Source organism: Bacillus sp. LUNF1, from assembly GCF_011008975.1.
Taxonomy (GTDB): Bacteria; Bacillota; Bacilli; order Bacillales; family Bacillaceae; genus Bacillus; species Bacillus velezensis.
Window position 1 is genome coordinate 2,716,359 of sequence record NZ_CP048876.1, and the last position, 22,990, is coordinate 2,739,348.

Consider the following 22,990-nt stretch of genomic DNA (forward strand, 5'->3'; position numbering starts at 1 on the left):
GTCACTCCCCCTTTCTGTGTTTCGGCTTGTTGTGGGTATACAGAGCGTACCGGAGAGCATCCAGCACGTCGTCCCATTCCTTCACAGGGTCGCCGGTCTTGGGATTCCATACATACATGAAAATTTCTTTTTTGAAGCGCTCAACCTTGTCTTTCACGACGAATAACTCATTTCGTTTAAACAGCCGGGCCACTTCTTCAATACCGGATATGATCGCCTTATCGGCGTTCAGGGCTCGCAACTTCTCCCGCCTAAAGCGCTGCACATGCTCTGGCCGCGCAGAATCGCAGTAGAAATTAATATTGCCGTACCGCTCCTTTACGCCTTTCGCTACTTTCACCCAGTAGTCAATTTCCTCATGCTGCTTGGCATGTTCTTCGAGCAAATAAAAACACCCTTGGTCATCTTGCCCGATTACGACAATAGAACCCGGGTGCTCATATCCCCAGTCAACGCCGGCGAAATACTTCTTGAAGTTGACGCGCCTGTTCTCCAATTCCTCAGAACTGATATAGTGAATGTCCTTATTGAAGTCCCGGTAAATGACTCCTTCAGACGCCACCCAATAACCGTTTATATCTCGATCGGTAAACATGCCGCTGGGCGTCGATGCCACGATACTCTCCACATATTCCGGATCGAGAAAATTGTTATCGAACAGCGAGAAATGAAATGACCGGATGTTCAGCCGGCCGCTCTTCAACTTTTGCCCGTCTTTGTCGATATAATCGGTTTTTACGGTGTGCATCGGGTTTTCGGGGTTTGTATCCATCATGACCACAGCGCCTTTGTATGAGCACCGGGAAATGACTTCTTTTACAAATGAATCATGCAGGGCGGTCGCCTCATTCAGAAACGCGCCGGCTGACGTGAACCCCCGCGCCTTTTTCCATGAATTTGCGTTTGCTCCGTCAAAGCAATATACCTGATTACCGAATATCTCAACGGCGCTCGACTTATTGAGTTTCAATTCCTTGCCGAGAATCTGTTCTAAATCATTCAGAACGTTCCGCCTGATAGTTCCGAGATTCGCCCCGCCAATAACAAAATTCAAACCCATGTTTTGATACTTGCTGACGTGAGCAAGAAACGCCAAAAGGAGCACGAATGTTTTTCCTGCCCTCTTTGCGCCGCTACAAATTAAAATTTTGGGCTGCTCTTTTATGAAGCTGTCCCAAACTTCCTTTTGCTTTTTATTCAGTTCCATCGGCATCCACCATTTTTCTCAACATTGTAGCAATCTCATTTTCTTTGGTGTTTTCATCGCCGCCGTTAATAGCCTTCTTAGTCTTCTCGATATTCAAGCGCATTTGTTCCAATTTAAGACGCCGCTCATCTTGCTCATGCGCCAGCTGGTCGAACTGCTTGATCAGGCTCCGGAGCTCGCCCATTGCCCGAGATTGAGCGTTCAGGAATGTTGCGTGGCGATCCCATGCGAATTGTATTTCAAACTCTTCTTCAGTGGCAGTTTTTTCAAAATATTCGTTGCCCTCTTCGTCCTCTTCTGGAAGATAAGTGTATTTCGCCTTTTTAAGCTCTTTTGCAAGGTCGTCTTTATTCTGCACAAACATAATGCGTTGCGCCCGAATAATTGCCGCATATTGTATCTGAATCTGATCCCATATCATATCAGCAGGGGAACGCTCATGAATCTCTTCCATGATTTCAAGCGTTTCTTCTGGCAGATACTTTGAGAAAAACCCATGCGAAACCGCGTTTCGATTTCTCTCCGGGGCGCCGCCATTGTTTCCCAATGCATTTTTATTACCGGGTGGGGCGCCTGCCTTTTTTGTGTGCACACTTTTTTCAGAGGGTGCACCCTTTTTTCGTTCCCAACCATGCCGCTGCTTCCACGATTTAATGGTGTTCATTGACACCCCGTATTTTTCGGCAAGGTCCTTGTATTTCATGCCTTTGGCGTAATCCTTATACGCCTGAATGTGCTTTTCAGCCATCTACATCCACCGCCGCCTCCTTTTGAATTGAGTTGTTTTGGAAAAAGATATTCTCTCTAAACCGACGCCGCACTCAGACCGTTAACCGCCAATTGTTTTTCTGAGATTTACCGGAATCAGTTTACAGAGAACATAAAAAAGACACCCTCAAAAGGTGCCCGCTCTTCAATAACGATAGCTTCCGATATTACCGCCTTGTCTTTTTGGTGTTGTATCAATTAATTCGCATCTTAAAATGATCTGTAAATCAACATCTAAATTTGACATATACACAAATAATCTGTCTTTCACTTTATGAAATTGACCTTCAACAGAAATTGTTTCCCCCACGTCAGGAATCGGAGCACTAAAATTGTCATAGACCATTTCTTTGTCTGTCAAAGGGTCATCGCTCATATCATGAATTCTAAAATTCACTTTCAATCTTCTCACCTCCCACCTTATTATCGGTTAAGGAGTAAGAGAAAGGAACAATTCGCGAAATTTGTCGAACGAAAGCCCTACACCCAATAAGGGCATAGAGCTTAATGATCACTATATGAAATTGGTGGGGACGCAGGAATATTTCGCCTCCCCGTCCTGCCTTCCAGTTTACACTGCGGATTTAATCTGATTCAACAATTGCAAAAGCTGACACGTTTCGCACATTTGGCACAAATGGCACACAATATCATTTTTAATGCGTCTGACTGTTTCGCGGGAAACGCCAAGATGCAGCGCGATTTCACGAAACTTCATCCCTTCTAACATGCAATCAAAGACAATCCGGTTTTTTTCGTCTTCTATTTCTTCAGTAGAGCGCTCAAGAAAATCAACGATAGTTTCGTATTTACGGAGCCGCTTTTCCCGACGATCCATCTGACGTAATTCCGCCTGGCTTATTCCGGCTGACCCTCTCGGCATTCCGGCTTCGTCACCGTAAGTAGCCACAAGCTTCTGCCCGGCAAACTCCACCTTGTTAAGAATGCGGCTCAATCGACTGATCTCCCGCAGCATAAAATTATAATCACGAATCCATTCTTCGATCTCCCAAGCCATCATTTGATCAGACATTATAAACTCTCCTTTTGTCCGTAAATAGAATATTTCTCATTCCAACCGTTCTTTTTTTGTTCTGCCAGATATTCAGTTTTAGATACTTCCTGAATTGTTAGGCTGCACTTTTCCATCAAGAAACTTTTCATATTCTCGAATAAATCTTCTTTTCCGCACAAAAGATTCACGATTTTCCCATTTTGATAGGCGAATCCATACTTCACACCAAACACTCCCTTTATTTGCGTCTCAAAGCGCCGCCCTTGCCTCTTTTCAGAGTTTGCATATTTTGTCCCATCATCCGCTGCCAAAAGCGATCTGATCGCTCAGAAACGTTTTTATCTGGCTCCTTTTTCTTCCGCTTCATGTCATCCCTCCTGATAACAAAAAACGGACACCAACCAGAGCGCAGAAAAAATTCTGTGCAATGATCAGTGTCCGCAGGCTTTCCGTCTTGGACGTATTTATTTTTAAGCTCATTGGCTGCGTAATGCCAGCAGGCTCATTTTTAACTCTTCATATGCTTATATTTTACCATAATCCGGGTTCAATAGGGTTACCAAACCATTAAAGACCGGCTTTCTCTTTATATTGCTCCCAAAAGCCGTTCACTTCATCCAAGTACCTTGTGGCCTCGGAGCTTTTGGTTTCAGCCTCTTCTCGAATTGCGTCAAAAGCCTCTTCGAATTCATCGGCAGGCGTCTTTAATATCTGGTATTCGTTGGTAGCGAGGGCAGTCGCAAGAGCGACAGGATCAAGACTGTTTAACGGGGCCCATTCTCCCTGCCAATTCCCTAAGCTAACACTTTTCCGTAGGCTCTCAAAAGCCGCAGCCTGCTCTTTTGTTAATTGTAACATTGTACTTTCCTCCGGTTCTTCTTTGAATTTATCTTACTTCACAATGAATTTTGCTGATTCAAATGTTCCGATGTAGTTCCGCTTGCCGGAATCAGAGTAGCAGTCAAGCTGGATGACATAGGTTCCCTTTCCGGTCTTATTCCGGATCGTTTTCACGTTGAATGATTTCAGAGGCGTTGCCGTTTTGAAGCTGCCCCGCTGTACCAGATTCGTATCAGTCAGCCCGCCGCCGCTGCGCTTCTTGTATACGCCGGCCGTGTAATAAAGAGTGCTTGAGCCTTTTTTCTCGGCTTTCCAGTCCACCGTTGAGGCGCCGGCCGTGTAGGTCGCGGCATCCGTAAACACCCGGCCGCTGTACCCGGATTCGTTTTGCCAGCCGGACCATGCTGCGGAAGCAGACGGCGCAACGGCCGCCGCTCCCATAAGTAATGCTGCTGATAGAATGATTGATTTTAATAGTTTTTTCATAGTTATTAATCCTTCGTCCTTTCGGTTACTCCATTTAGTTTTTCAGAAGTGAAATGAAACGAACTGCAAAAATTGACATGGAAAGGCTTGCGGCACTTCTCACAATCCATTTCGAATTCGCCTGACATCTCGTATTCATCAAGATAAGGGTCATAGTCCATTAAATACTCGCAATGCGGGCATTTGATTGCGTCAATAACTGAAACTGATTCATTTTTCTTCATTTTGTTTCCCCCAATCCCAGAATCTCTTTCATTTTTTTGACCGAATTCATGCTATTGAACCAGTCGCCGTTCTTCAATTCCAACCGAGAGCCACCGGGAATTTCTTTGATGGCCGCTATATCCTCTCTGTCAAAAGCCCATATTATTTCCGAGCCGTGCCAGATTTTAATGTCTTTGCTCATTTTTCTTTCGTATTCCCTCTGAGTTATTGTGTCGGCAAATATTTCCGGTTGCGCTTCAGGTTCTATTTCCGCAAATACTTGGTCCATTGATTTAAAAAGAACAGCAGCCGTCAAGGGTTCATCATTCGGCTTTTTGGCTGTTATAGCCATCATGGAGCTGTACGGCTTAGGGAATAATGTAGTCTTCACTCCGCGCCCTCCTTCTTTTCCGGCGGCCACCATCCACGAACCAAGTACCCACTGATCGCCGCGGTAACTGACACACAATTTAATCTCAAACTCTGATTGTCGAAATAATACGCCAGAATTATTCCTATGGAATCGGCAACGGCCGACATTATGAGAATTATCAACACTCTAAATGCAAATTTCACTCCGCGCCCTCCAATAACTCAGGATTTTGATAAACGTCGCCGATGACTGAATTTATTGCCGTTTCTGAAAACAGATTGCGAACCTCTTGTTTTTTCTCATTAACAATACGCCATGAGCCATCAATCATTTTCACTTCGCCAATGAGAATTGGATTCCCATATAAGTCAGGATCAAGATCGTGCTGTCGAACAATATCTCCTGCATAAATTCTTTTTCCAGATCTATAGGCTCCTTTTCCATCACTATCAAACTGTCCTATTTCAAACTGATCAGAACCATTCATGAGAACGGATTTTCCATCTGGATTAGTAGCGACTATATCAGGACATAAACCTGTGGAATCTTTATACAACGTCCATACCTTGCCTCTTATGAACAGGTTCAGATTTACGTCATCCCCATAATGCATCTGCTCGCCGTCCCAAACTCTGTATGCTGTTTTCATAGGAGCGAACCGTCCATCTTAAGAAGTTTGAAATCAGGGTCATGGAACGCTTTCGAAATAAAGTCATAGCCCGCGCAAGTGCCGTCATGATCTTGTATCTGAGAAAACATAACAAGCGCATAATCTCGTTCTACTTCTCGGATTTCATCCTCTTGAAAATTTTCGTAATCGTCCGTGTCGGCGACGCTCTCGATGTAAACTTTTTCGGCATCTGCCTTGTCTGTTGCTTTAATAAGCGCGTAATATGGATCATGGATTTCGTAGAATTTCATTGTTCTTTCCCCCTCCCATCTCTCGACATAAGCCATTCCATCAGGCTGCAAAATTAATCCGAAATACGGCATCCTCTCCGCCCCTGTCAGCTTCTCAACTTCCGGATCGTATTTCCCTAATTCATCATTACCAATAAATTCCAAAAAGAACGGATCGAATTTTTGTATTTCCCTTGCCAACAAAGCATCACCATATCCCCAAATCGTCGCGCCGCTCTCACATGATTTCATTAAATCAATGTGTTTTTGTTCTAATTTCATTGTTCTTCCTCCTTCAATTGTTTGGATAGTCGCTCATTTTGGTGTGACGAGTGAATAAATATCATTTGTTCCATCAATGATGTCAATTTCATGAATTCCGCCTTTATATGCCCCTGCTGCTATGATTCGGAATGCAAACAGCGTTAATAACTCCTGGCTTTCAGCTTTACACCCTGCGAATTTCGGGTTAGACTCGTTCCGGAAACCGATACGCTTGTTATCCTCAACAATCGCATCCCAGACATCACCCCTAAACTGAATGACATCCACCTCGAAACCTCGATTACGAATGCTATTGATTACTTTGATTGCCGCCGATTGGATTTTTTGAATATCCATCAATACCCCTCCTGCTGCCGCTGGTGATTGACGGCGTTTTTCTCCATGTAAGCCGCTTCGATTTGCTCCCATTTAAATCCGAGCCGCTCACCGAGAATGAAGAAGCTTACACAAAGGTCGAGAAACTGCGCTTCTTTTCCATTCATCACCTGTAAACGGTAAGCAGTAGACATCAAAGAAGAAAAAAGCCGCTCAGTGTTAAAACCAATGGTAGAACTCAAGTAACTTAAATGGATGGAGGATATTATCTTTTTGCTATTTAAGCCCAACTTGTTCCCAATGCTCAAGATAAAATGCAGGCAGTCCACGTATTCCTCAAGTAGTGGGTTTTTATCACGAAAAGCCGTTACATCACCCACGTTACAAACAGGACATATTTCATAATCCGGATCTAATAAGTGTTTAAAATCATCTTTGTTTAAATTTTCTCCGCAATAGTGATTTTCACATCGGAAAAAGGCTGCGTTTTCAGGATTCGCACCAACATTTGTTGATACTTTTGTTCTTGGCTTTTGGTTATTACTCCAATGCTTAAAGCCGCGCCATTCATTCGCACACTCGGCAAGTTCCACCTGTAGAGCAAGAATGAGGTTTGGCAGCAGGTCCTTCCCCTCAAGCCCCTTTTCTTTGATGATCCGATCGTCAAGCACCTTTTGCATTTCAAACATTTTTTGTAGATTCATGATTCAACTTTCTCCCTTCTCCGTTTACGCGGAATGCCTATTTTTCTTGCATGATAGAAATAAGTATCAATACATTTGAAACCGAAATGCTGTGCAATTTGGAAGTGTGTCCAATTCTGGTTACGAAGCTCCGCCCATTCTTCCAGAGTGAACAGGCGATACGGTTTCTGGATTACTATCCCGTTAGCCTTTTTCCAGACGGAAAGAGTGGATGGAGAGCAATGGAGTTCCTCTCTCGCTATTTCCGTATCAGACATACCGCGTTCACGAAGCTCTCGATATTGCTCCTCTGTGAAGCCGATGTCATCAAGTAAAGTCACACTATTCCCTCCTAATTAGCCTTTAGTCTTGTAAACTTGGTCATATGTTCACTTACGCAGAATTCAGGAAGGTTTGCCCTGACAAGCTGCTCGGCGAAGGGCGGCGGAACTGCGTTACCACATCGCTCAATCTGTTTCTTTTTCGAATACGCTACACCGTTTATATCTCTATCAATCACGTAATTAGTCGGGAATCCCTGAGCCGCAAATAATTCATGAGGCTGAAGCATCCTCATCCCAATGTCGGCGATCTGATAGTTTTCACCTTTAATCGTGACCAGGCCGAATCTGTCTTTTGTGGTGACTGTATGCAGAGGGTCACTGAGAGCCTGCCCCGTATCTGACCCGTAATATTTCGTCAGGAAAGCCCTGACTTCGCCAACGTGCAGGCCACCCGCCGTTATTGTTGGCATTGGGTTCGTCACCGTTTGGCCGTCTCTGCATGTGCCGCGGAGCTTGATCAAGTGACTTGTGGCAATGGCGAATTTATTGCCGCCGGCCGTTATGGTGCCGAGTGGTTTTTTCAGATCGAGCACCCGCCGGCCTTCCGGATCGCCGTATCCCATTTGAATGAGTGAATTACCGCGCTCCCCTATAACAAAAGGTTTTTTACTGTCAATGACAAAACGTTGTATACCTCGAGCGATGCGCCGCATTGTATTTTCTGAAAGAGGCTTTTTCCTGTTGAAAATTGACGGCGTTTCCAGTGACCAGTCCATAATCTCGGAGGCAGTCCGCCACGGTTTAAGCTTTCCGGACTTCACTGTCGCACTTTTTGGATCGCCATGTGTCGGCTCGGGCCATATGATCGGCCGCCCGTCACGCCGAGCGATTAAGAACAGCCTTTTCCGTATTGTCGGGGCGCCGTAGTCGCACGCCTTCAGCTCTTTCCATTCGACTTTATATCCGTGTCTGTTTAACGCTCTGACAAAGGAACGGAACGTATATCCTTTTTTGTCCGGGTCCGGCCTTCCATCTTTCCCAAGAGGCCCCCACGTTTTAAATTCTTCGACGTTTTCAAGAATGATTACCCGCGGACTTACCGTTGCCGCCCACCTGACCGCTACCCATGCAAGCCCCCGGATGCTCTTCTCAACGGGTTTGCCGCCCTTGGCTTTCGAAAAATGCTTGCAGTCCGGGGAGAACCAGGCTAAACCAATCGGCCGCCCCTTGGCTGCTTCCCTTGGGTCTACTTCCCAAACAGACTCACAATAATGTTCTGTATCCGGGTGGTTTACCTGGTGCATGGCAATGGCCGCCGGATCATGGTTAATCGCAATGTCCACCGAAAGCCCGGTAGCCAATTCAATTCCGGTACTGGCTCCGCCTCCGCCCGCGAAGTTATCGACAATGATTTCTCTGAAAAGTCCCAGTTGTTGCTTGATCATCCCGTCACCCCATCAATCCCGGCAGGACAGCGACAGCGAAGAAGAAAAGCCCCACGCATGCCCCGACCAGCCAGATACTTGTTTTATCCCGTTTAGCGATAATGGTATCGCCGATCATTTTGAGATCGTCAGAACGAGCGACAAGCGTCGGGATGTAGTCCGGGTGAACCTTTAAAAGCTCGGCCGCCTGCTCGACGGTCATTGCTTCGTCCTTCGTGGCCTTCACGTTCCGTTGCAGTTCTACTTGTAATGGCATCATTCCGCAGCCCCCTCCAGTGCCTGAGTTGCAATATGTTCAGCTATTTCAAGAGAATCAACTTTAGGATTTCCGGCTATTATATCGAGAGATTTTCGATAGTGTTCTTTTTCCTTAGTAAGCCGCTGAATCTCTTCCCGCGCCTGCCGAAACTGATTGACCGTGACTTCCTGCTGGCGTTGGTGTTCCTCAATGATTGCCTGCTGCTTAACAGACAGTTCAGTTCTATCAATCAGAAAATCAACATGTTCTTTAGTCATCCAGTATTGATCTGTTGACTTAGCATTTTCATAGCCTTTTAATTTTGAAATACGCGCTTTAATTTCCTGTAATTTATCCATGCCCGTTCCTCCCCCGCAGGGGAAACCCCTGCTATTTGAATTTGTGGCCGATCTCGTAATCACAACGAGCCAGGCCGCCTTTTATTGTTTGAATGATTGTTTTACCGTGTTCCGGGGCGTCCATTAAATGAGCAGTCCCTTCAGTGCCATCTAAAACGATGATGCGAACTTTCCCCGGCTCGATGCTTTGCTGAATAGTTGTTTCATGATTTTTTATTTCTGTTGGCTTGTTCACTCTGGCCGCCCCCTGTGCTATGATAGAAGTACCAGTTCATATCAAAGGCACTGAGGCGCAGCTTCGGTGCTTTTTTACGTTTTACGACGGCAGCCGCATCGTTAAGCCGGCAGATGGCTTTAATTCCTCACGGTAGATGATTGGATGCTTTTCGACGTATGCCGCCAACTGCTCCGCCGTCATTTTCCACTCCTTAACTGGACCAGGCTTGTATGGATCGATTTTTTCTTGCATAGCGATAACCTCCTGAATTGATTTTGGGAATTTCTGAACCTCCAAGCTTTTTGCAATCCGCTCCCATGCGGCTGGCGCATCGTTTGTAATCGGAACAGAGCATCATGCAGGCCATGAGCTTATCTTCTTCCTGCACCCACAACGGCCGATCGTCTACGATTACCACGTTTCGCAGTGGTCTTCCCCGCCTTTCTTTTGAGTTTTTTCAGCTCGTCCAGCTCAATGAAGCCGAGTGCCTTATCCAGCGCCAGCACCTTGAGTGGCGTCTCGTAAAGCCGCTCATACAGCTTGCGTTTGATGGCAAATTCCTTTGTTTCCACGCCCTTGATATCAATGATCTCGATACTGCCGTCAAGGTTATGAACCTCAAAGTCTGCAATATATTCAATCTTCCGAAAAGTCTTGCCGTTCTTTTTGAATGCCTCTTGAAGCAGGAACCGCGGCTGCAGCTTAAAATCTTTGATCTGCTTGCTCATCTTGAGCCATTTCAGCTGTTCATAGTATTTGGCTTCAGCCCGGCTATCGAACGTGATGCCGTCCACCTGTGTTTTTCTGGCTCCGTATTTATTTGCTGGCATGTGAGGCCTCCAAAAGCTCTGGATCTTCATAAATGTTTCCGATGACTTCAAATTCATCAAACCATTCAACAAACGAATGAATATTAAAGTTACGGTTAGTTTTCACGGCTCCTACGCCATTAATGAACAATTCTTCAAAATCCTTAATATCGAAAACAAACGATAAGTCATATTTGACCGTTCCCTTATGAACCTTTCCTGATTTATGTTTTGCTATAAAGCCGTCTCCCTCATAAATCTCCCGGCCGTTTTTGTCCTTCAATCCGGTGTATTGCATTAAAGGTGATACATTTGAAAACTCGTTTTTGAAATAACAAGCTAACTCCTCTTCGTCATTATTGAGAAGTTCATCCCAGTCAAGCATTCGCGGAAATTCTTGACCGTCTCTTTTCTCTGTATGATAAGCCCGAAACTTAATCTCTCTCATTCTTCCGCCTCCATATCTCTGACTATTTCCTTATCGGCCCGTTTCCGCTTGCCGTCGTTACCTCCCGTCAATTTGTTCCCAGTGCTGAATCTGCTTTTCCTTGTATGGCGCCGTGAAGATGATGGCCGGAAGCAGAATAACCGCTTTAAGCACTGTGCATCAGCTCCATTTGTTTGATTTTTTCCTCAAGCACCCGGATCGCCGGGGTAAGGTCCTGGCCGGCCGATTGCTCGGCGGGCCCGAACAGATACATGCCGCCGGTTGCTGTGAAGTTCGCTTTTTCGGTCATTCCCAATCTCCTAACCTATGATTTAATTGCATCCGGTCGCCCTTAATGATCACCGTGTAATCTCTGCACATTTGATGAATCCGGGAGCCCAGCGCCTCGTCAATATCCAAAATTTCGCCCGTATCAAGCTCGGAAGAGATTAGCAGAGGCTTATGATTCAGGTACCGATAGTTCACAACCGATTGAATTTGTTCCACTTGCCAATCCGTCGCCCGCGGCTCCCCCTTCACTGGCTTGAATAAGTCATCAATGAACAGGACATCGGCTTTCCGCATGGCGTCGAGCTTTGTTTCCAACTGGTCAAAGTCATTTCGCAGATCGCCCATTCCCTCAACGTACGGGAAATACATGCAGTAAATTGATTTTTTCTTGATCAGATTGTTCATGATCGCCGTTAACAGGTGCGTTTTTCCACTGCCCGGCTGCCCGAGCAAAGCGATACTGTTTGAACGTTTTCCCATGATGTTGAGAAAATCCTTATAGTATTCCACTGCGCACTCATAAGCGTCCTTGATCATGTCCGGCTTGCCGTCTGTAATGAAATTACCAAATAAAAGCATTTCAAATTCCTCCGTAATGCCGCTGGCCTTCATAAGCCGCGCGATCTTTTTTCGTTTTACACACTCGCATTGCTTTGAAAATGTGGTTTTCCATTCCCGGGCCTTATCCGGCAAGCATACTTTCCCCGCAAGATAATCCTCTTCTCTTACCATTTGATCGGGGGCCAGGCTTTCCATTGTCTTATGCTCTTTTCTCAGCTGACGCTCTGTGTCTTGGTGAATCCGGTAAACGATAATGCCCTTATCCTTGCAGTCAGAGCACTCGTATTCAGCCTTTTCTTCTGAGGCGGCCTGTCCCACTGAAGATGCTGCTGACCGATCCCGGAGCTTGGTTAGAATGGCCTTCATTGCCGCGTCCATATCTTGCGTTTTGCGAGCTTCCATACTGCTGTTTCTCCTTTCGTCTCTGGCTGAATGGGTTTGAGAGGATTGCTTCAATGTAATTCAGATTGACGTTGTTGCCCTTGCTTCTGAAAGCCTGTTTCATTGCTTCCATGACTTTCTCTTCGCCGTAATCATCCACCATATACCCGAGCCGCTGAACCTCCATTGTGCCAATTGTGCGGGCTGTTTTGTTTTCGAATAGTTCAAATGCGTTTTTCATTTTTTCGTCAACCTCCTGCTGTGCTTTTGGCGCTGATTCTTTTGGCGATGCCGCCGCGTCTGGCATATCCGCTTTACGGTTGTCCGTTTCCTCATTACGTACTGGATTTTCAAAAGAGATCAGCTTGTATTTTCCGGCCTTTCTCCCCTGCGGCTCATATTCTATTCGTTTGAGCTCGATCAGAATTTTCCGGTGCTTTATCAACGTGTTTTCTGTTATCTCGATTTTTGCTTGAAGAGTGGTATTTGAAGTGGTGAACCACTCCCGCCACCCGGTTTTATTATTGATGTGCATCAGATGGAACCATAACGCTTGTGTTGTTGCAGACAACGGATTCGTTTCTAACCAATTCATGAAGCCGTTCATTTCTTTCAGGTAGTTCATGGCTCACCTACTTCCTTTCACACAGTGCTGTCATGCCGCTGATGCGGACTAAACGCAAGCCCGGTTCATTTGTTCGGATATAACCCTGAACATAATCACGGAACAGTTGCGCCCGGTTAGGCGCCCCTTCTGTCATCCACTTGTAACAGAAGGGTATGCTAACCTCAATCAAATGGCAGGTCATTTTCGCTAATGTCTACAGGCTTACCGTCAAAGGGATCGACATCCTGCGCGCTTGGCTTTTCTTCTGACACTTCGGCATCAATGATTTCCGGCTCTGCCATTTCGTCAGTAATGTCAATTCGCTCACGTTCCTCGTTATCCTCGATGACTGCCTTTTGCATTTCAATGGAGAGAATCCCCCATTTACTAAGCATGGATTTAAGAACGGTTTTAAGGGCCATTGCGTCCCAGTCCTTGCCCCAACCAAAGTCCGACTTACTAAACTTCTTTTTGTGTTTCTCTACTTGCGCCTTTGTCCAATACACTGTTTTCCGGAAACCGTTTAAAAGCTCAAAGTAAGCAGCGTAGCCAATAACCGCATCTGATTCCCGTTTTTCAAAATCAATCTCTATTTCCTCGGTTAGTGGGTTCCACTTTTGCAATTCTCCTTTATGGACAGATATGCAATTGATAGATTTATATTGGCCTGTCCGCAAAGCAAGCTGAATGTATCCTTTGTAACCAAGCTGAAATTGTGCCCGCCCTTTATACGGAACGATCCAGGCATAACCCAAGTTCTTATCCACTGGCAGATCAAGCGTTGCCGCCACCATAGCCGATGAAATTACACTCATAGGTTCTGCTTTTTGAAGAGTATTTTCACTGTTGTACAGACTTAAAATTGATGCTGTGAATTGAGACGCCCTTTTCCCCAGAACTTCTTCAAACCGGTTCATGACTGCCGGAGAAGAAAGCAGGCCCTTCATCGTTGTTCCCTGCGGCTGCCCTGGCGCGTTATTCTGTTTTTGAATGTTATTTTTAAGTGATTCATTTGTAGCCATATTTAGCTAACCTCCTTAATTCCAAAGCGTCTATATTGCACTTCTTTTGTGACTTTCTCATATACATCTGGAAACTGCTCTTTCAGTTTATTGGTGTCGATCCGGTTAGATACAACCGGTTTCCAACTAGCTTGATAGTTTCCAATGAATCCATATTCCGCTTCCTTCATTTCGTGTTTGATTTGGTTTTCTAATTCTTTCGCCTGCAATTGCAATTCAGCGATACTTTCCTTTAATTGCAAATACTGCTTTATCCGTTCACGGTTTACCGCGGTAAGATCAATAACCTTGTTGCTTTCCGTTTCCGCATACCGTTTTTTCAGATATTCTTCTGCTGCGCTTGAGCCGTCCAACGCCGGAGCAACCCCACCCAATACCGCAGCATTCCAAAACTCTACTTCAGCAGTGAATATCATTTCGATTAATTCATCGTCCCGCTCAATTTCTTTCCAGACGAATTTATTGCCACCGATCAGAACAGCAAAGTATGCTTTTTTATACTCGGGACCAAGCACGCCAAGATAGTGCTGGACCTGAACAATATAGTCAGCAGGGATCTCGTCATTCTCCCATTCTTTCAAGTTGTATTCCGATGTGGTCTTACATTCCAGAATGGCCTTTTCTCCAACGATCATTCGGTCAACATTCGCCAAAATGAAATCATATTCAGGATGCTTGAGCATGGACTTTTTACGCCTAACCTTTTTTCCGCTCCGAACTTCGAATTCTTTTGCGACAATGTCCTCAAGGATTGAGCCGAAGTAAGCCGCCTCGCTGGCTGACTCACTGACCGGAACTTGTCCCGTTTTGTCCAGCCATAATTCAAATGCGGTTCTCCATTTGTTTAACCCCAGGATTACGGAGGCATCAGAACCACCGATGCCCTTCCGTCTTTCCATTAGCCATTCTTCACGGCTCATATCTGCAGTTTTTGCAAATATCTCAGCCTGCATCAGAGCAGCCCCACCCTTCTCTTGTATGCTTCCGCACCAAGTTGCTGCCATTCTCGGTATGCGGCCATTGATGGGAAAGAAAATACGGGTTTTCCTTTACTGAACATGATCGAGCCGCCGACTTGTCTCAAACGCTTCTGATCGTCCGCTCGGTCGCTGAAAGATGCTGTTACTGGTTTAGGCATCGTATCTTTCCTCCTTTTTTTCCTCATAGAAGTTATTGGCTCTGTATACGAATCCCTCTGAATCTTCCTGCCCCCACGCAGCGTTTGCAGGTTTGATTTGAACACGCGTTCCGCAGTTATCACATGGTGTAAAACGGAATCCTTGGGGGACGTGTTTTGTTTCACTTAATCCACATGAAGGACATGAAAATCTCGTTTTCCATTTTTCACGCTCCCCCTTGTCGTTTGTAGGGAAAACAATTGGCGTCGCCAAACGGCGTTCACTGTTCAACAATTGAACCTGTCTTGGTCTTGAATTGATTTTTTCGGCAGGTTCAGCTTTTTCAGCAAGCCGATTTGTCACTGTTTTTGTTGCCTCTCTCGCATCTGCCGCGCCTGCCTTATCGGTGTTTTTTTCTACGTCATCCTTTTGAGGAATAGCAGTAATAGACTCTGCTGTTTGACGGGCTGCCGTAGATATTTGTTCGGGACGGATGCGGCCAGGCATTTCATTGGCATTCATGTAAGTAATAATTTGATGGATAATTGAGCCTGCTTCCCGAGCTGTTAAACTGTCAGCTTCAAAATTCGCTTTTTTACCGATATTGTTTTCAAGGTTTAATTTAATCATTGTTATTTCCCCCGATTTCTAATTGTTTTTAGACAGGTAATTTGATATAATTAAAAGAACATTTCTTTACCAAAAGACCTTTTGAAGTCCACTCTGCCAAGTGGGCTTTTTTATTGTGCTGAATGAAACCTAAAACCAAGTTGTTCCTTCAGATAGCGTTTAAGATTGTCTTGTAAAATTACCTCGCCGCTGTCGATTACATAATTATCTGCTGACGTTACTTCATCCCCGAAAAAGTCCTTTTTTGTTTCCGGTTCTGTCGTCTTGTCATGCCAGTTGTTCAAGACCATTGGATTTTCAATATTCATTGTGAACACCTACTTACAACACTCAGGTGAATCCCTCGGGCCGCCATATTTAAAACGGTTTGGTGTAAGCGTCCTTTATTCGCCAGTCGGCTGATATCCTCTGTAAGAACCTTGATGCTCCCTGCAAGACTGATAGCTTCTTCGTAATCGCCATCCCGTAATGCCTCCGAAAGCATGATAGAGAGCTCTTCCGCCGACTCGATTTTTCTTTTTGCTGAATCTGCATCCGATTTAAGAAACTGATTGATTTTCATACCAACAACGCCTGCCTTTCCTCTGTTTTTGCCATTGCAACCTGACTCACTAGCGCTTTCCGCGTCCATCTTTCGGCCAGTTCCTTCATATTCAGGCCATGACTGCGGGCCAGCGAATATATCAGTGTTTTGTTTGCCGGAATCAGATCAAAAATCTGTTTAATATCAGCCATTGGCAATTCTTCCGCCTGCCGGCCCGGCCTATCGTTTGCCAGCCAGCGCGCTAAATGCCTTGTTGCTTGCAATGCCTCTTCAAGCTGATGAATCATATTGATCACTGCGGCGCTAGCGCTCTCGTTTAGAGCCGGATCAATAGGCGCCGCCGCTGTTGGGTGCAGCCTGAAAAGATAATGCACGAGGTCAACATGTTCGTAAGCTCCGCACGCTTCAAACCACTTGATACACAATTCAGGTGTTAAAGGAAAAACACCGTTCTCAACGTTGGAAATAAACGATTGATTTCTTTTCCCGATGATCTTCCCCATCTGGTACTGTGACAGCTTTGCCCTTTGCCGCTCGATTCTGAGAAGGGTGGATAAATTGTCCATATTGTATGGATTGTTCGACATATGTTCGCCTCCTGATATATTTAGTTTTCAATGATAAAATTTAATTAATGAAGGAACTCGGAAGGCTTTAGGAAACCTTGCGAGGAACCCAATTTTCAATATATTTGATTGCGGTTAACAGCTCCCGGCGCTTCACGTCTTTGTAGCTTGAGACGCCGAACCGGTCTTTAATCTCACGGTATAATTCTCTAAAAAGCCTGGCCGCTTCTGTCTTATCTTCCGTGATACTATAAACCCGGCGCGCTACGCCTTTTTGAAGCCGGCGCTGTTCTCCGTGATCCAGAGTGATTTGCTCGTCCACTTTTTGACTGAGTTCACCGATCTGTTTTTCATGATGGAACAACACTTTTTGCATTTTTTGTTGTTGTTCTGCTGTTTGTAAAGTGAGTTTCAGCGATTCGATTCGCTGTTCTTCATCGGATAAAACTCTCGGGCCGCCGTACTGGCCTGTTTTGCGTAATGTTGGTAACACGTCATCAAACACCCATGATTCGAACTGAGTTGCGGCGGGAAGCCTTGATTTCACGATCAGCCGATACAAATTTCCTTCGTTGATAAATTTTTTCTGTTGTGTCCGATCCATTGAATCGGTGACCTCGTGAAACGCGACCCCACTTTCCAAGCAATGTTTTGATATGGCGTCATGTGGATTTGCGTAGCCGAGTGCTTCAGCCACTTCAGTTGCACCGAAATAATCCTTGTTGTTAATTTGAATGATTGGCAGTTCTCCAAACTGTTGATGGGAGAAGTTTTGCAGTTGATTCATGTTGTTGTGGCCTCCTTTGCTTGTCCACCAAAAAAAGGTGAAGCAGAAAATTTTAAGCGTTTAACTTCAGGTCTTTTTTTGAAGTGAAATACGGTTCCAGAGCTTTACGAAAGCATTCTTCTCTGTCCATTGTTCCGTAATACTCTTTGCCGATTTTGATGTTCGTTGTTTTTTTCTTAGTTTGTTTCGCCATGTGATCACCTCACGTCAGTGTATTCGTGTTGGACGGTTGGACTAACCAAGAATTTTGCTTACTTTGTAATCTATCAACCTTTCACTTGTGGTAAAATCTTCTACGTGAAAGGTGGGGAGAATATATGGATTTTAAGAAAATCAGTGACAATGCTTATCTTGAATGGTTTACAGAACACGCTGGTAATCTCAGCATGTACGGTAAGGAAGACTTACCGGAATTCATGAAAGATGAAAAAGATGTTCACTTATTTCTTCAAAAATTCGCTCAAGATATCAGCTTACTAACTGTCAAAAGCTATCATTCTGAGCTTGCTAAGAAACTGAAGGAATACGACATCGACCTTGAATCCTTAGAAATTCCAAACAAGAAATAAGACAAAATTCAACTTGGCCGGGACTGGATTTTTCAATGAAGTTGGCGGCTTCATTGATGGTCCAGTTCGTGGCTGAAGCAATTACTTTTGCTTTGTTCATTTGAATCTAACTCCTTTTATTGGTTCATATTAAGAAATTCTAAATTCACGTTTTAAGTTAATTTCTAATAGTTCTGAGTCGTCAAACTGCACTTTGGCGACTTTAGAACTGAACAACATATCTACATGTTGTTTGATCCGATTCCATTCAGACTGAGACATACCATTCAACAAATCGTTTAATTGATCTATCTTTCTTTGATTCATGTTTTCACTCCTATACTGTATTTGTCCGTTGCGTTGGACTAACCAAGAAATTAAGCAGAATGTGCATTTTGTTGCTTTTCGCTACATTCACTATCAAAAAAAAGAGCCCAATCAAACTCCAAAACTTCGGAGATTTTTTTCGCCACTTGAACGCTAGGTCTTCTCACCCCAGATTCAATTTGGCTGTAGTAAGGTCTTTTTATATCTGCCCGATTAGCAACCTCTTCTTGGGTCATTTCTGCTTTGGTTCGAATATGGAGCAACCAAGTACGTTGTTTCACTTTCGCACCTCCTTTGTAGCGTTTCGCTACTTGTTGTTTTCATTATACTGTAGCCTTATGCTACAAATCAACACCTTTTTGTACTTTTTTGCAACAATTTTTCATTGTAGCATTTTGCTACGTTATAATAGCCCTGTGTGTACCTGTGTGTACCTGTGTGTGCCTGTGTAGTTATAAAGCTAACTCAGAAGGCAGAACAAGAAAGTTTTATAATCTTTTACATAGAAAGTGGGAGGGAAAATGCTAGGCAATCGATTAAAAGAGCTTAGAGAATCCAGGAAACTCACTCAAGATAAATTGGCTGAAATTCTAGGGATTTCACGAGGCACATATGCTCATTACGAGATAAATAAAAGAAAACCTGACTATGACATGCTAATAAAGCTTGCTGACTATTATGGCGTAACAACTGATTTTCTTTTAAGGGGAGAAAGTCAGGAGGCTCAGGATAATATCTTCAACGAAGAAGCAAGAAGGATTCTTGAAGATCCTGATACATTGGTCGCTGCTGCTGATGGAAAGATAACAGCTTCAATTTTAGAAGCAGCTCAAAGAATTATTGCTGAGCAATTAAAATCAGGTAGACAACCCGGAGATATAAAAAACGGGAACAAAAAATAATTACATAACGATCTCTTTATCTTTATTTATTATTATTGTTTAGTTTAGTTTAGTTTAATTAATGCTGAACACTTCGCCTCAAAATTTGAGGTAAACTATTCAGTTGAACCCATTTCAACCTCAATTTTTGAGGTGATACGTGAGGTTATTTCTGCATTCAACCGCAAATTTTGAGGTGAAACATTCAGGGTTTTTGATCAGTTGACAGAGAGAAAAAGTAAAAAAATCCTTTATTTAGTCGATACAAAGAGAGAGATTGCACTTCATTATAAAAGGGGAAATTACAATTGAAAAAATGGTTATTAGGTATTGGAGCTCTCACTCTCAGTTTTTCTTTAGCTGCTTGTGGCTCGACAACATCCTCTGAGAAAAACACTGAGTCATCACAACAGACTGCTGAAAAACAATCAAATGAGACAAGCAAATCTAACTCGACTAAAAGTACAGAAAACAAAAAGAATTTAGTTGACGTTACTCTAGAAAAATCAGTCGATGGCGATACAATCAAAGTCAAATATAATGGGAAATCCGAAACAGTTCGTTACCTATTAATTGACACGCCAGAAACTAAAAAACCCAACTCATGTGTTCAACCTTATGGGGAGGACGCCTCTAAGAGAAACAAAGAATTGGTTAGCTATGGCAAACTGCAATTAGAGTTTGATAAAGGTGACCAAAGAGACAAATATGGAAGAATGCTTGCTTACGTTTATGTAGACGGTAAATCTGTACAAGAAACATTATTAAAAGAAGGTCTAGCAAGAGTAGCCTATGTGTACGAACCAAACACAAAATACATAGATCAATTTGAAAAAGACGAACAGCAAGCAAAAACAGAGAAATTGTCCATCTGGAGTAAGAGTGGGTATGTTACTGATAAAGGGTTTAATGGATGTGTCAAAGATAAAACCACAGATGTAAAAAAATCCACAACATCTAAACAATCTATATCACAGTCATCAGCTTCAAAAAATTCAAATGCTGATTCAAAAGAAACATCAGATGATACAAATGATACGCAAACTTCTTCTGCCGTTTCGTCAAGTGGATCAGAGAGCTTTGCGAACTGCACTGAACTAAGAAAAAAATATCCTAATGGTGTTCCGAGTTCACATCCAGCATACCAATCGAAAATGGATCGTGATCACGACAACTATGCTTGTGAGCGATGAATAGAGGAGATTAGTGATGGCACAAAAATTTCAAAAACTAAACTATAAGTATGGAATCATAGACTATCCAATATTTCTTAAAGAGCTTGAATCTATCATTAAAGAATTCCCTAAATCAGAAAGAAAGTTTTACGAATATGCAATTAAAGCTTTAAAAAAAGAAGTTGGTAAAAAGGAAAAGATTCTACATATAACTTCTGCCGATCCGAAGTTGACTAAATTTGGTTTTATGGTTATCACTGAAAAGAAACTTTTATTTGTCATTATGAAAGGCGGTATTTTTGGTGGTGCCGATACTGAAGTTGTTGAATTTAAAAGTATCAAAGAAGTTGACTTTGACATTGCCCCAAATCCATTAGGAATGGCTACAATGCATTTGGGTATTCTCCACTTAAAAATCAAAGGTAAGCTCGGAATGAGCAGCAAGCGTACCATTAGAAATATTGATGAGCATTCTCTTGATAGAATAGTATCTATTTTAAGAGACCAAATAAAATAAAAAGCCCACTTTGGGCTTTTCTTTTCGCCAAAAAGAGAACATACGTTTGTTTATTTTCAGCAAAATAGGTGATAAGATACAATAAAGCCCATGATAAAAGTCACATCTTTGGTTATTTAAGGGAGGTTTCATCTTTGAGATATACTAACAGCCATTTAGAGGATTGGATTGAACAGTTATACAGAGACATCAATATTACAAAGCCACATGAGATTAATTTTGATAGGATTGCACAGGCCTTGGACATCTTAATTGTTTACAATCCAGAAACGAGCTTTGCTTTGCGATTCAACGGCATGTATACAATTTCTTTAGATTCGCGAAAGGCACGACAGGAACAGTGGCTGGATTTTGCTCATGAAGTTTGCCACGAGTTCAGACATGAAAATAATGATAAGATCATGCCGATTTATTGGAAAGAATACTTAGAGTGTCAGGCGAATTATTTTGCATATCATTTCTGCATCCCAACATTTATGCTCCGGCAAATTGAAATCCCTCATAATCAATACTTCGCGGCGCAGGTCATTGCTGACATATTCAAAGTGCCTGAATCATTTGCATATCTCCGCTTAAATATGTACTTAAACAAAGCCAGGCTGATCATATAAAAAGAGCCTTTTCAGGCTCTTTGTTTGCAACAGGTATGCATCTCATTTGAAATGTGATTCCGTACAGTTTTTTCACTGATAAATAGCTCGCTTGCAATTTCCTTTGTTGTCTTGTCTTGAACGAGCAATTCGAATACTTCTCTTTCTCTTTTGGTCAGCAGCGGCTTTGATTGAAAATCTTTCTCCTTCAAGTATTGTAACCCTCCTTGCTAAGGTGAGAGCGAATCTGAAACGAATGGGTTTATATAGTCAAGATATCATATGTAAAGGACGCTTCGGAGGTGACGTCTCTTAGAGAAATAGTTATCCGTTCAGGCGAGCAGAATGCCTTTCTCCCGCTCCGTCCAGCTGACCGCTTTGCCGCTTTCCTTCGACACTTGAACCATAACGACGGAACCTGTAAAGCACGGGAGGCCCGACTCATTTTCTCCAAGGTAATGAAGGGTGACGGACGCATTTCCGGCAGCGCTTGCTTTCACATAAATCCGCAGATTTTCATACGGCATCACCTGACGCATATAGTCGCACTGCTGGCTTGCGACGACGGTCATCGTTTCCGAGTTTTGCGCCGTCATGCCTCGCTGTTTAAAATAAGCGATCCGGGCTTCTTCAAAATAGATGAAAGGGGTTACATTATTCATATGGCCGAACATATCCGTTTCTGAAAAACGGACCGATACTTCAGTAAAGAAAGAAAACGACTGTCTCCATTCTTCAAACGGGATATCAATATATTGCGGTTGTTTCATCACCTTCAGCTCCTTATAAAAAAACCTCTCCCGTGCGGAAGAGGCTCTTTTTCTCTTTCTTATACTCTGTCGCTTCCGAAGAAATTACGGAATGCTTGTAAATTGGTATCTCTGTTCAAAGCAGCGATTGAAGTCGTAAGCGGAATGCCTTTCGGGCAGGATTGAACACAGTTTTGTGAATTCCCGCAATCTCCGAGGCCGCCGTCTGTCATTAACGCTTCTAAACGTTCTGCTTTGTTCATCGCGCCCGTCGGATGGGCGTTAAACAGACGCACTTGTGACATCGGGGCAGGCCCCATGAATTTCGACTTGCTGTTGACGTTCGGGCAGGCTTCGAGGCAGACGCCGCATGTCATGCATTTAGACAATTCATATGCCCACTGGCGGCGTTTTTCCGGCATTCTCGGCCCCGGCCCCAAATCGTAAGTTCCGTCAATCGGCACCCATGCTTTCACTTTTTTCAGTGAATCAAACATTCTGCTGCGGTCAACCTGAAGGTCACGGACAACCGGGAATGTTTTCATCGGCTTCAGACGGATCGGCTGTTCCAGCTTATCAATCAGCGCCGTGCATGACTGGCGAGGTCTTCCGTTGATGACCATGGAGCAGGCGCCGCATACTTCTTCAAGACAGTTCATGTCCCATGCGACCGGAGTGGTTTTCTCTCCTTTTGCATTCACGGGGTTTCTGCGGATTTCCATCAGGGCGGAAATCACGTTCAGATTCGGGCGGTAATTGATTTCGAATTCTTCATCGTATGGCGCGCTTTCGGGCGTATCCTGACGTGTAATGATAAACCGTATCTTTTTCTCACTCATGA

At 43.8% G+C, this 22,990-nt stretch carries 44 protein-coding genes; 5 read left to right on the top strand and 39 right to left on the bottom strand.

Annotated elements, in window-relative coordinates; all coding sequences use genetic code 11:
- Position 1: 1 nt before the first annotated feature.
- The 34 genes from G4O42_RS13205 to G4O42_RS13370 all read right to left on the bottom strand — a co-directional run bounded on the left by G4O42_RS13205 (position 2) and on the right by G4O42_RS13370 (position 17,555).
- The gene (locus G4O42_RS13205; RefSeq protein WP_014470565.1) at positions 2–1,207 is read right to left on the bottom strand and encodes a PBSX family phage terminase large subunit; all 1,206 of its coding nucleotides are present in this window, start codon (positions 1,205–1,207) and stop codon (positions 2–4) included.
- A complete protein-coding gene (gene terS / locus G4O42_RS13210) occupies positions 1,194–1,955 on the bottom strand; it encodes a phage terminase small subunit (RefSeq protein WP_103042001.1) in 762 nt (253 codons plus the stop codon). The genes G4O42_RS13205 and terS overlap by 14 nt, the downstream gene beginning before the upstream one ends.
- Positions 1,956–2,120: 165 nt before the next feature.
- Positions 2,121–2,378, bottom strand: coding sequence for a hypothetical protein (locus G4O42_RS13215; protein ID WP_103042000.1), 258 nt, complete (start codon positions 2,376–2,378; stop codon positions 2,121–2,123).
- A gap of 168 nt (positions 2,379–2,546) precedes the next feature.
- A complete protein-coding gene (locus G4O42_RS13220; protein WP_007408601.1) occupies positions 2,547–3,008 on the bottom strand; it encodes a sigma factor-like helix-turn-helix DNA-binding protein in 462 nt (153 codons plus the stop codon).
- Positions 3,008–3,214, bottom strand: a complete 207-nt coding sequence (locus G4O42_RS13225; protein ID WP_016938703.1) for a hypothetical protein — start codon at positions 3,212–3,214, stop codon at positions 3,008–3,010. Before G4O42_RS13225 ends, G4O42_RS13220 begins: the two co-directional genes overlap by 1 nt.
- A 14-nt stretch (positions 3,215–3,228) precedes the next feature.
- Positions 3,229–3,357 carry a hypothetical protein gene (locus tag G4O42_RS20005; protein WP_014470571.1) on the bottom strand — a complete coding sequence of 43 codons (129 nt, stop codon included), beginning with the start codon at positions 3,355–3,357 and terminating at the stop codon, positions 3,229–3,231.
- Between the two features lie 200 nt (positions 3,358–3,557).
- A complete protein-coding gene (locus tag G4O42_RS13230; RefSeq protein ID WP_103041999.1) occupies positions 3,558–3,848 on the bottom strand; it encodes an alpha/beta hydrolase family protein in 291 nt (96 codons plus the stop codon).
- 33 nt (positions 3,849–3,881) lie between these two features.
- Positions 3,882–4,316 (bottom strand): hypothetical protein, encoded by a 435-nt coding sequence (locus G4O42_RS13235; protein WP_103041998.1) that lies wholly within the window; start codon positions 4,314–4,316, stop codon positions 3,882–3,884.
- Positions 4,317–4,321: 5 nt separating this feature from the next.
- On the bottom strand, positions 4,322–4,540 hold the full coding sequence (locus G4O42_RS13240) for a hypothetical protein (RefSeq protein ID WP_073982279.1): 219 nt from the start codon (positions 4,538–4,540) through the stop codon (positions 4,322–4,324).
- On the bottom strand, positions 4,537–4,911 hold the full coding sequence (locus G4O42_RS13245) for a hypothetical protein (RefSeq protein WP_230113488.1): 375 nt from the start codon (positions 4,909–4,911) through the stop codon (positions 4,537–4,539). Before G4O42_RS13245 ends, G4O42_RS13240 begins: the two co-directional genes overlap by 4 nt.
- Positions 4,912–5,092: 181 nt before the next feature.
- Positions 5,093–5,542 (bottom strand): YopX family protein, encoded by a 450-nt coding sequence (locus G4O42_RS13250; RefSeq protein WP_103041996.1) that lies wholly within the window; start codon positions 5,540–5,542, stop codon positions 5,093–5,095.
- A complete protein-coding gene (locus G4O42_RS20010; RefSeq protein WP_230113489.1) occupies positions 5,539–6,075 on the bottom strand; it encodes a hypothetical protein in 537 nt (178 codons plus the stop codon). The genes G4O42_RS13250 and G4O42_RS20010 overlap by 4 nt, the downstream gene beginning before the upstream one ends.
- A gap of 33 nt (positions 6,076–6,108) precedes the next feature.
- Positions 6,109–6,414: a hypothetical protein gene (locus G4O42_RS13265; RefSeq protein WP_016938694.1), complete on the bottom strand. Its 306-nt coding sequence runs from the start codon at positions 6,412–6,414 to the stop codon at positions 6,109–6,111.
- Positions 6,414–7,097, bottom strand: coding sequence for a dUTP diphosphatase (locus G4O42_RS13270; RefSeq protein WP_103041995.1), 684 nt, complete (start codon positions 7,095–7,097; stop codon positions 6,414–6,416). The genes G4O42_RS13265 and G4O42_RS13270 overlap by 1 nt, the downstream gene beginning before the upstream one ends.
- Positions 7,094–7,417 (bottom strand): hypothetical protein, encoded by a 324-nt coding sequence (locus G4O42_RS13275; protein WP_163263791.1) that lies wholly within the window; start codon positions 7,415–7,417, stop codon positions 7,094–7,096. The genes G4O42_RS13270 and G4O42_RS13275 overlap by 4 nt, the downstream gene beginning before the upstream one ends.
- An 11-nt stretch (positions 7,418–7,428) precedes the next feature.
- The gene (locus G4O42_RS13280; RefSeq protein ID WP_014471503.1) at positions 7,429–8,805 is read right to left on the bottom strand and encodes a DNA cytosine methyltransferase; all 1,377 of its coding nucleotides are present in this window, start codon (positions 8,803–8,805) and stop codon (positions 7,429–7,431) included.
- Between the two features lie 4 nt (positions 8,806–8,809).
- A complete protein-coding gene (locus G4O42_RS13285; RefSeq protein WP_013351205.1) occupies positions 8,810–9,064 on the bottom strand; it encodes a hypothetical protein in 255 nt (84 codons plus the stop codon).
- Entirely contained in the window at positions 9,061–9,402 is a 342-nt protein-coding gene (locus G4O42_RS13290) for a hypothetical protein (protein WP_013351204.1), read from the bottom strand. Before G4O42_RS13290 ends, G4O42_RS13285 begins: the two co-directional genes overlap by 4 nt.
- Positions 9,403–9,433: 31 nt before the next feature.
- Positions 9,434–9,637, bottom strand: a complete 204-nt coding sequence (locus G4O42_RS13295) for an XtrA/YqaO family protein (RefSeq protein ID WP_003155894.1) — start codon at positions 9,635–9,637, stop codon at positions 9,434–9,436.
- A gap of 81 nt (positions 9,638–9,718) precedes the next feature.
- Positions 9,719–9,871: a hypothetical protein gene (locus tag G4O42_RS13300; RefSeq protein ID WP_013351203.1), complete on the bottom strand. Its 153-nt coding sequence runs from the start codon at positions 9,869–9,871 to the stop codon at positions 9,719–9,721.
- Between the two features lie 119 nt (positions 9,872–9,990).
- Positions 9,991–10,449, bottom strand: a complete 459-nt coding sequence (locus tag G4O42_RS13305; RefSeq protein ID WP_014471501.1) for a DUF1064 domain-containing protein — start codon at positions 10,447–10,449, stop codon at positions 9,991–9,993.
- The gene (locus G4O42_RS13310; RefSeq protein WP_014471500.1) at positions 10,436–10,876 is read right to left on the bottom strand and encodes a YopX family protein; all 441 of its coding nucleotides are present in this window, start codon (positions 10,874–10,876) and stop codon (positions 10,436–10,438) included. The genes G4O42_RS13305 and G4O42_RS13310 overlap by 14 nt, the downstream gene beginning before the upstream one ends.
- Before the next feature lie 145 nt (positions 10,877–11,021).
- A complete protein-coding gene (locus tag G4O42_RS13315) occupies positions 11,022–11,165 on the bottom strand; it encodes a hypothetical protein (RefSeq protein ID WP_014471499.1) in 144 nt (47 codons plus the stop codon).
- A complete protein-coding gene (locus tag G4O42_RS13320; protein ID WP_142919103.1) occupies positions 11,162–12,109 on the bottom strand; it encodes an ATP-binding protein in 948 nt (315 codons plus the stop codon). Before G4O42_RS13320 ends, G4O42_RS13315 begins: the two co-directional genes overlap by 4 nt.
- The gene (locus G4O42_RS13325) at positions 11,994–12,713 is read right to left on the bottom strand and encodes a DnaD domain protein (protein WP_163263792.1); all 720 of its coding nucleotides are present in this window, start codon (positions 12,711–12,713) and stop codon (positions 11,994–11,996) included. Before G4O42_RS13325 ends, G4O42_RS13320 begins: the two co-directional genes overlap by 116 nt.
- A gap of 164 nt (positions 12,714–12,877) precedes the next feature.
- A complete protein-coding gene (locus tag G4O42_RS13330; protein ID WP_163263793.1) occupies positions 12,878–13,717 on the bottom strand; it encodes a recombinase RecT in 840 nt (279 codons plus the stop codon).
- A gap of 2 nt (positions 13,718–13,719) precedes the next feature.
- Positions 13,720–14,670 carry a YqaJ viral recombinase family nuclease gene (locus G4O42_RS13335; protein WP_118977684.1) on the bottom strand — a complete coding sequence of 317 codons (951 nt, stop codon included), beginning with the start codon at positions 14,668–14,670 and terminating at the stop codon, positions 13,720–13,722.
- Positions 14,670–14,855, bottom strand: coding sequence for a hypothetical protein (locus G4O42_RS13340; protein WP_118977683.1), 186 nt, complete (start codon positions 14,853–14,855; stop codon positions 14,670–14,672). The genes G4O42_RS13335 and G4O42_RS13340 overlap by 1 nt, the downstream gene beginning before the upstream one ends.
- Entirely contained in the window at positions 14,848–15,465 is a 618-nt protein-coding gene (locus G4O42_RS13345) for a hypothetical protein (RefSeq protein ID WP_163263794.1), read from the bottom strand. The genes G4O42_RS13340 and G4O42_RS13345 overlap by 8 nt, the downstream gene beginning before the upstream one ends.
- 110 nt (positions 15,466–15,575) lie before the next feature.
- Positions 15,576–15,773, bottom strand: coding sequence for a YqaI family protein (locus G4O42_RS13350; RefSeq protein ID WP_007408618.1), 198 nt, complete (start codon positions 15,771–15,773; stop codon positions 15,576–15,578).
- Positions 15,770–16,027 carry a YqaH family protein gene (locus G4O42_RS13355; protein ID WP_013351192.1) on the bottom strand — a complete coding sequence of 86 codons (258 nt, stop codon included), beginning with the start codon at positions 16,025–16,027 and terminating at the stop codon, positions 15,770–15,772. The genes G4O42_RS13350 and G4O42_RS13355 overlap by 4 nt, the downstream gene beginning before the upstream one ends.
- Positions 16,024–16,596, bottom strand: coding sequence for a helix-turn-helix domain-containing protein (locus tag G4O42_RS13360; protein WP_163263795.1), 573 nt, complete (start codon positions 16,594–16,596; stop codon positions 16,024–16,026). The genes G4O42_RS13355 and G4O42_RS13360 overlap by 4 nt, the downstream gene beginning before the upstream one ends.
- A gap of 67 nt (positions 16,597–16,663) precedes the next feature.
- Positions 16,664–17,362, bottom strand: a complete 699-nt coding sequence (locus G4O42_RS13365; protein ID WP_118977680.1) for a BRO family protein — start codon at positions 17,360–17,362, stop codon at positions 16,664–16,666.
- Positions 17,363–17,414: 52 nt separating this feature from the next.
- Positions 17,415–17,555, bottom strand: a complete 141-nt coding sequence (locus tag G4O42_RS13370) for a hypothetical protein (RefSeq protein WP_163263796.1) — start codon at positions 17,553–17,555, stop codon at positions 17,415–17,417.
- 124 nt (positions 17,556–17,679) lie between these two features.
- Between G4O42_RS13370 and G4O42_RS13375 the strand changes: the two genes are divergently transcribed.
- Complete coding sequence (locus G4O42_RS13375) at positions 17,680–17,931, top strand: hypothetical protein (RefSeq protein WP_041345248.1); 252 nt, start codon at positions 17,680–17,682, stop codon at positions 17,929–17,931.
- 129 nt (positions 17,932–18,060) lie between these two features.
- Here G4O42_RS13375 and G4O42_RS13380 read toward each other — a convergent pair whose 3' ends face one another.
- Positions 18,061–18,237 carry a hypothetical protein gene (locus G4O42_RS13380; RefSeq protein WP_163263797.1) on the bottom strand — a complete coding sequence of 59 codons (177 nt, stop codon included), beginning with the start codon at positions 18,235–18,237 and terminating at the stop codon, positions 18,061–18,063.
- A gap of 50 nt (positions 18,238–18,287) precedes the next feature.
- Complete coding sequence (locus G4O42_RS13385) at positions 18,288–18,518, bottom strand: helix-turn-helix transcriptional regulator (RefSeq protein WP_118977679.1); 231 nt, start codon at positions 18,516–18,518, stop codon at positions 18,288–18,290.
- 240 nt (positions 18,519–18,758) lie between these two features.
- On the opposite strand from G4O42_RS13385, the gene G4O42_RS13390 reads away from it, so the two are divergent.
- The 4 genes from G4O42_RS13390 (at position 18,759) to G4O42_RS13405 (ending at position 21,421) form a co-directional block, all read left to right on the top strand.
- A complete protein-coding gene (locus G4O42_RS13390) occupies positions 18,759–19,139 on the top strand; it encodes a helix-turn-helix domain-containing protein (RefSeq protein WP_118977678.1) in 381 nt (126 codons plus the stop codon).
- Between the two features lie 287 nt (positions 19,140–19,426).
- Complete coding sequence (locus G4O42_RS13395) at positions 19,427–20,311, top strand: thermonuclease family protein (RefSeq protein WP_118977677.1); 885 nt, start codon at positions 19,427–19,429, stop codon at positions 20,309–20,311.
- A 16-nt stretch (positions 20,312–20,327) separates the two neighbouring features.
- The gene (locus G4O42_RS13400; protein ID WP_118977676.1) at positions 20,328–20,810 is read left to right on the top strand and encodes a PH domain-containing protein; all 483 of its coding nucleotides are present in this window, start codon (positions 20,328–20,330) and stop codon (positions 20,808–20,810) included.
- 134 nt (positions 20,811–20,944) lie between these two features.
- The gene (locus G4O42_RS13405) at positions 20,945–21,421 is read left to right on the top strand and encodes an ImmA/IrrE family metallo-endopeptidase (RefSeq protein WP_163263798.1); all 477 of its coding nucleotides are present in this window, start codon (positions 20,945–20,947) and stop codon (positions 21,419–21,421) included.
- 11 nt (positions 21,422–21,432) lie between these two features.
- On the opposite strand, the gene G4O42_RS13410 is transcribed toward G4O42_RS13405, so the two are convergent.
- The 3 genes from G4O42_RS13410 to sdhB all read right to left on the bottom strand — a co-directional run bounded on the left by G4O42_RS13410 (position 21,433) and on the right by sdhB (position 22,988).
- On the bottom strand, positions 21,433–21,612 hold the full coding sequence (locus tag G4O42_RS13410; RefSeq protein ID WP_016938666.1) for a helix-turn-helix domain-containing protein: 180 nt from the start codon (positions 21,610–21,612) through the stop codon (positions 21,433–21,435).
- A 120-nt stretch (positions 21,613–21,732) separates the two neighbouring features.
- Positions 21,733–22,170, bottom strand: coding sequence for an acyl-CoA thioesterase (locus G4O42_RS13415; protein WP_007612938.1), 438 nt, complete (start codon positions 22,168–22,170; stop codon positions 21,733–21,735).
- Positions 22,171–22,229: 59 nt separating this feature from the next.
- On the bottom strand, positions 22,230–22,988 hold the full coding sequence (gene sdhB / locus G4O42_RS13420) for a succinate dehydrogenase iron-sulfur subunit (RefSeq protein ID WP_003152575.1): 759 nt from the start codon (positions 22,986–22,988) through the stop codon (positions 22,230–22,232).
- Positions 22,989–22,990: the final 2 nt, after the last annotated feature.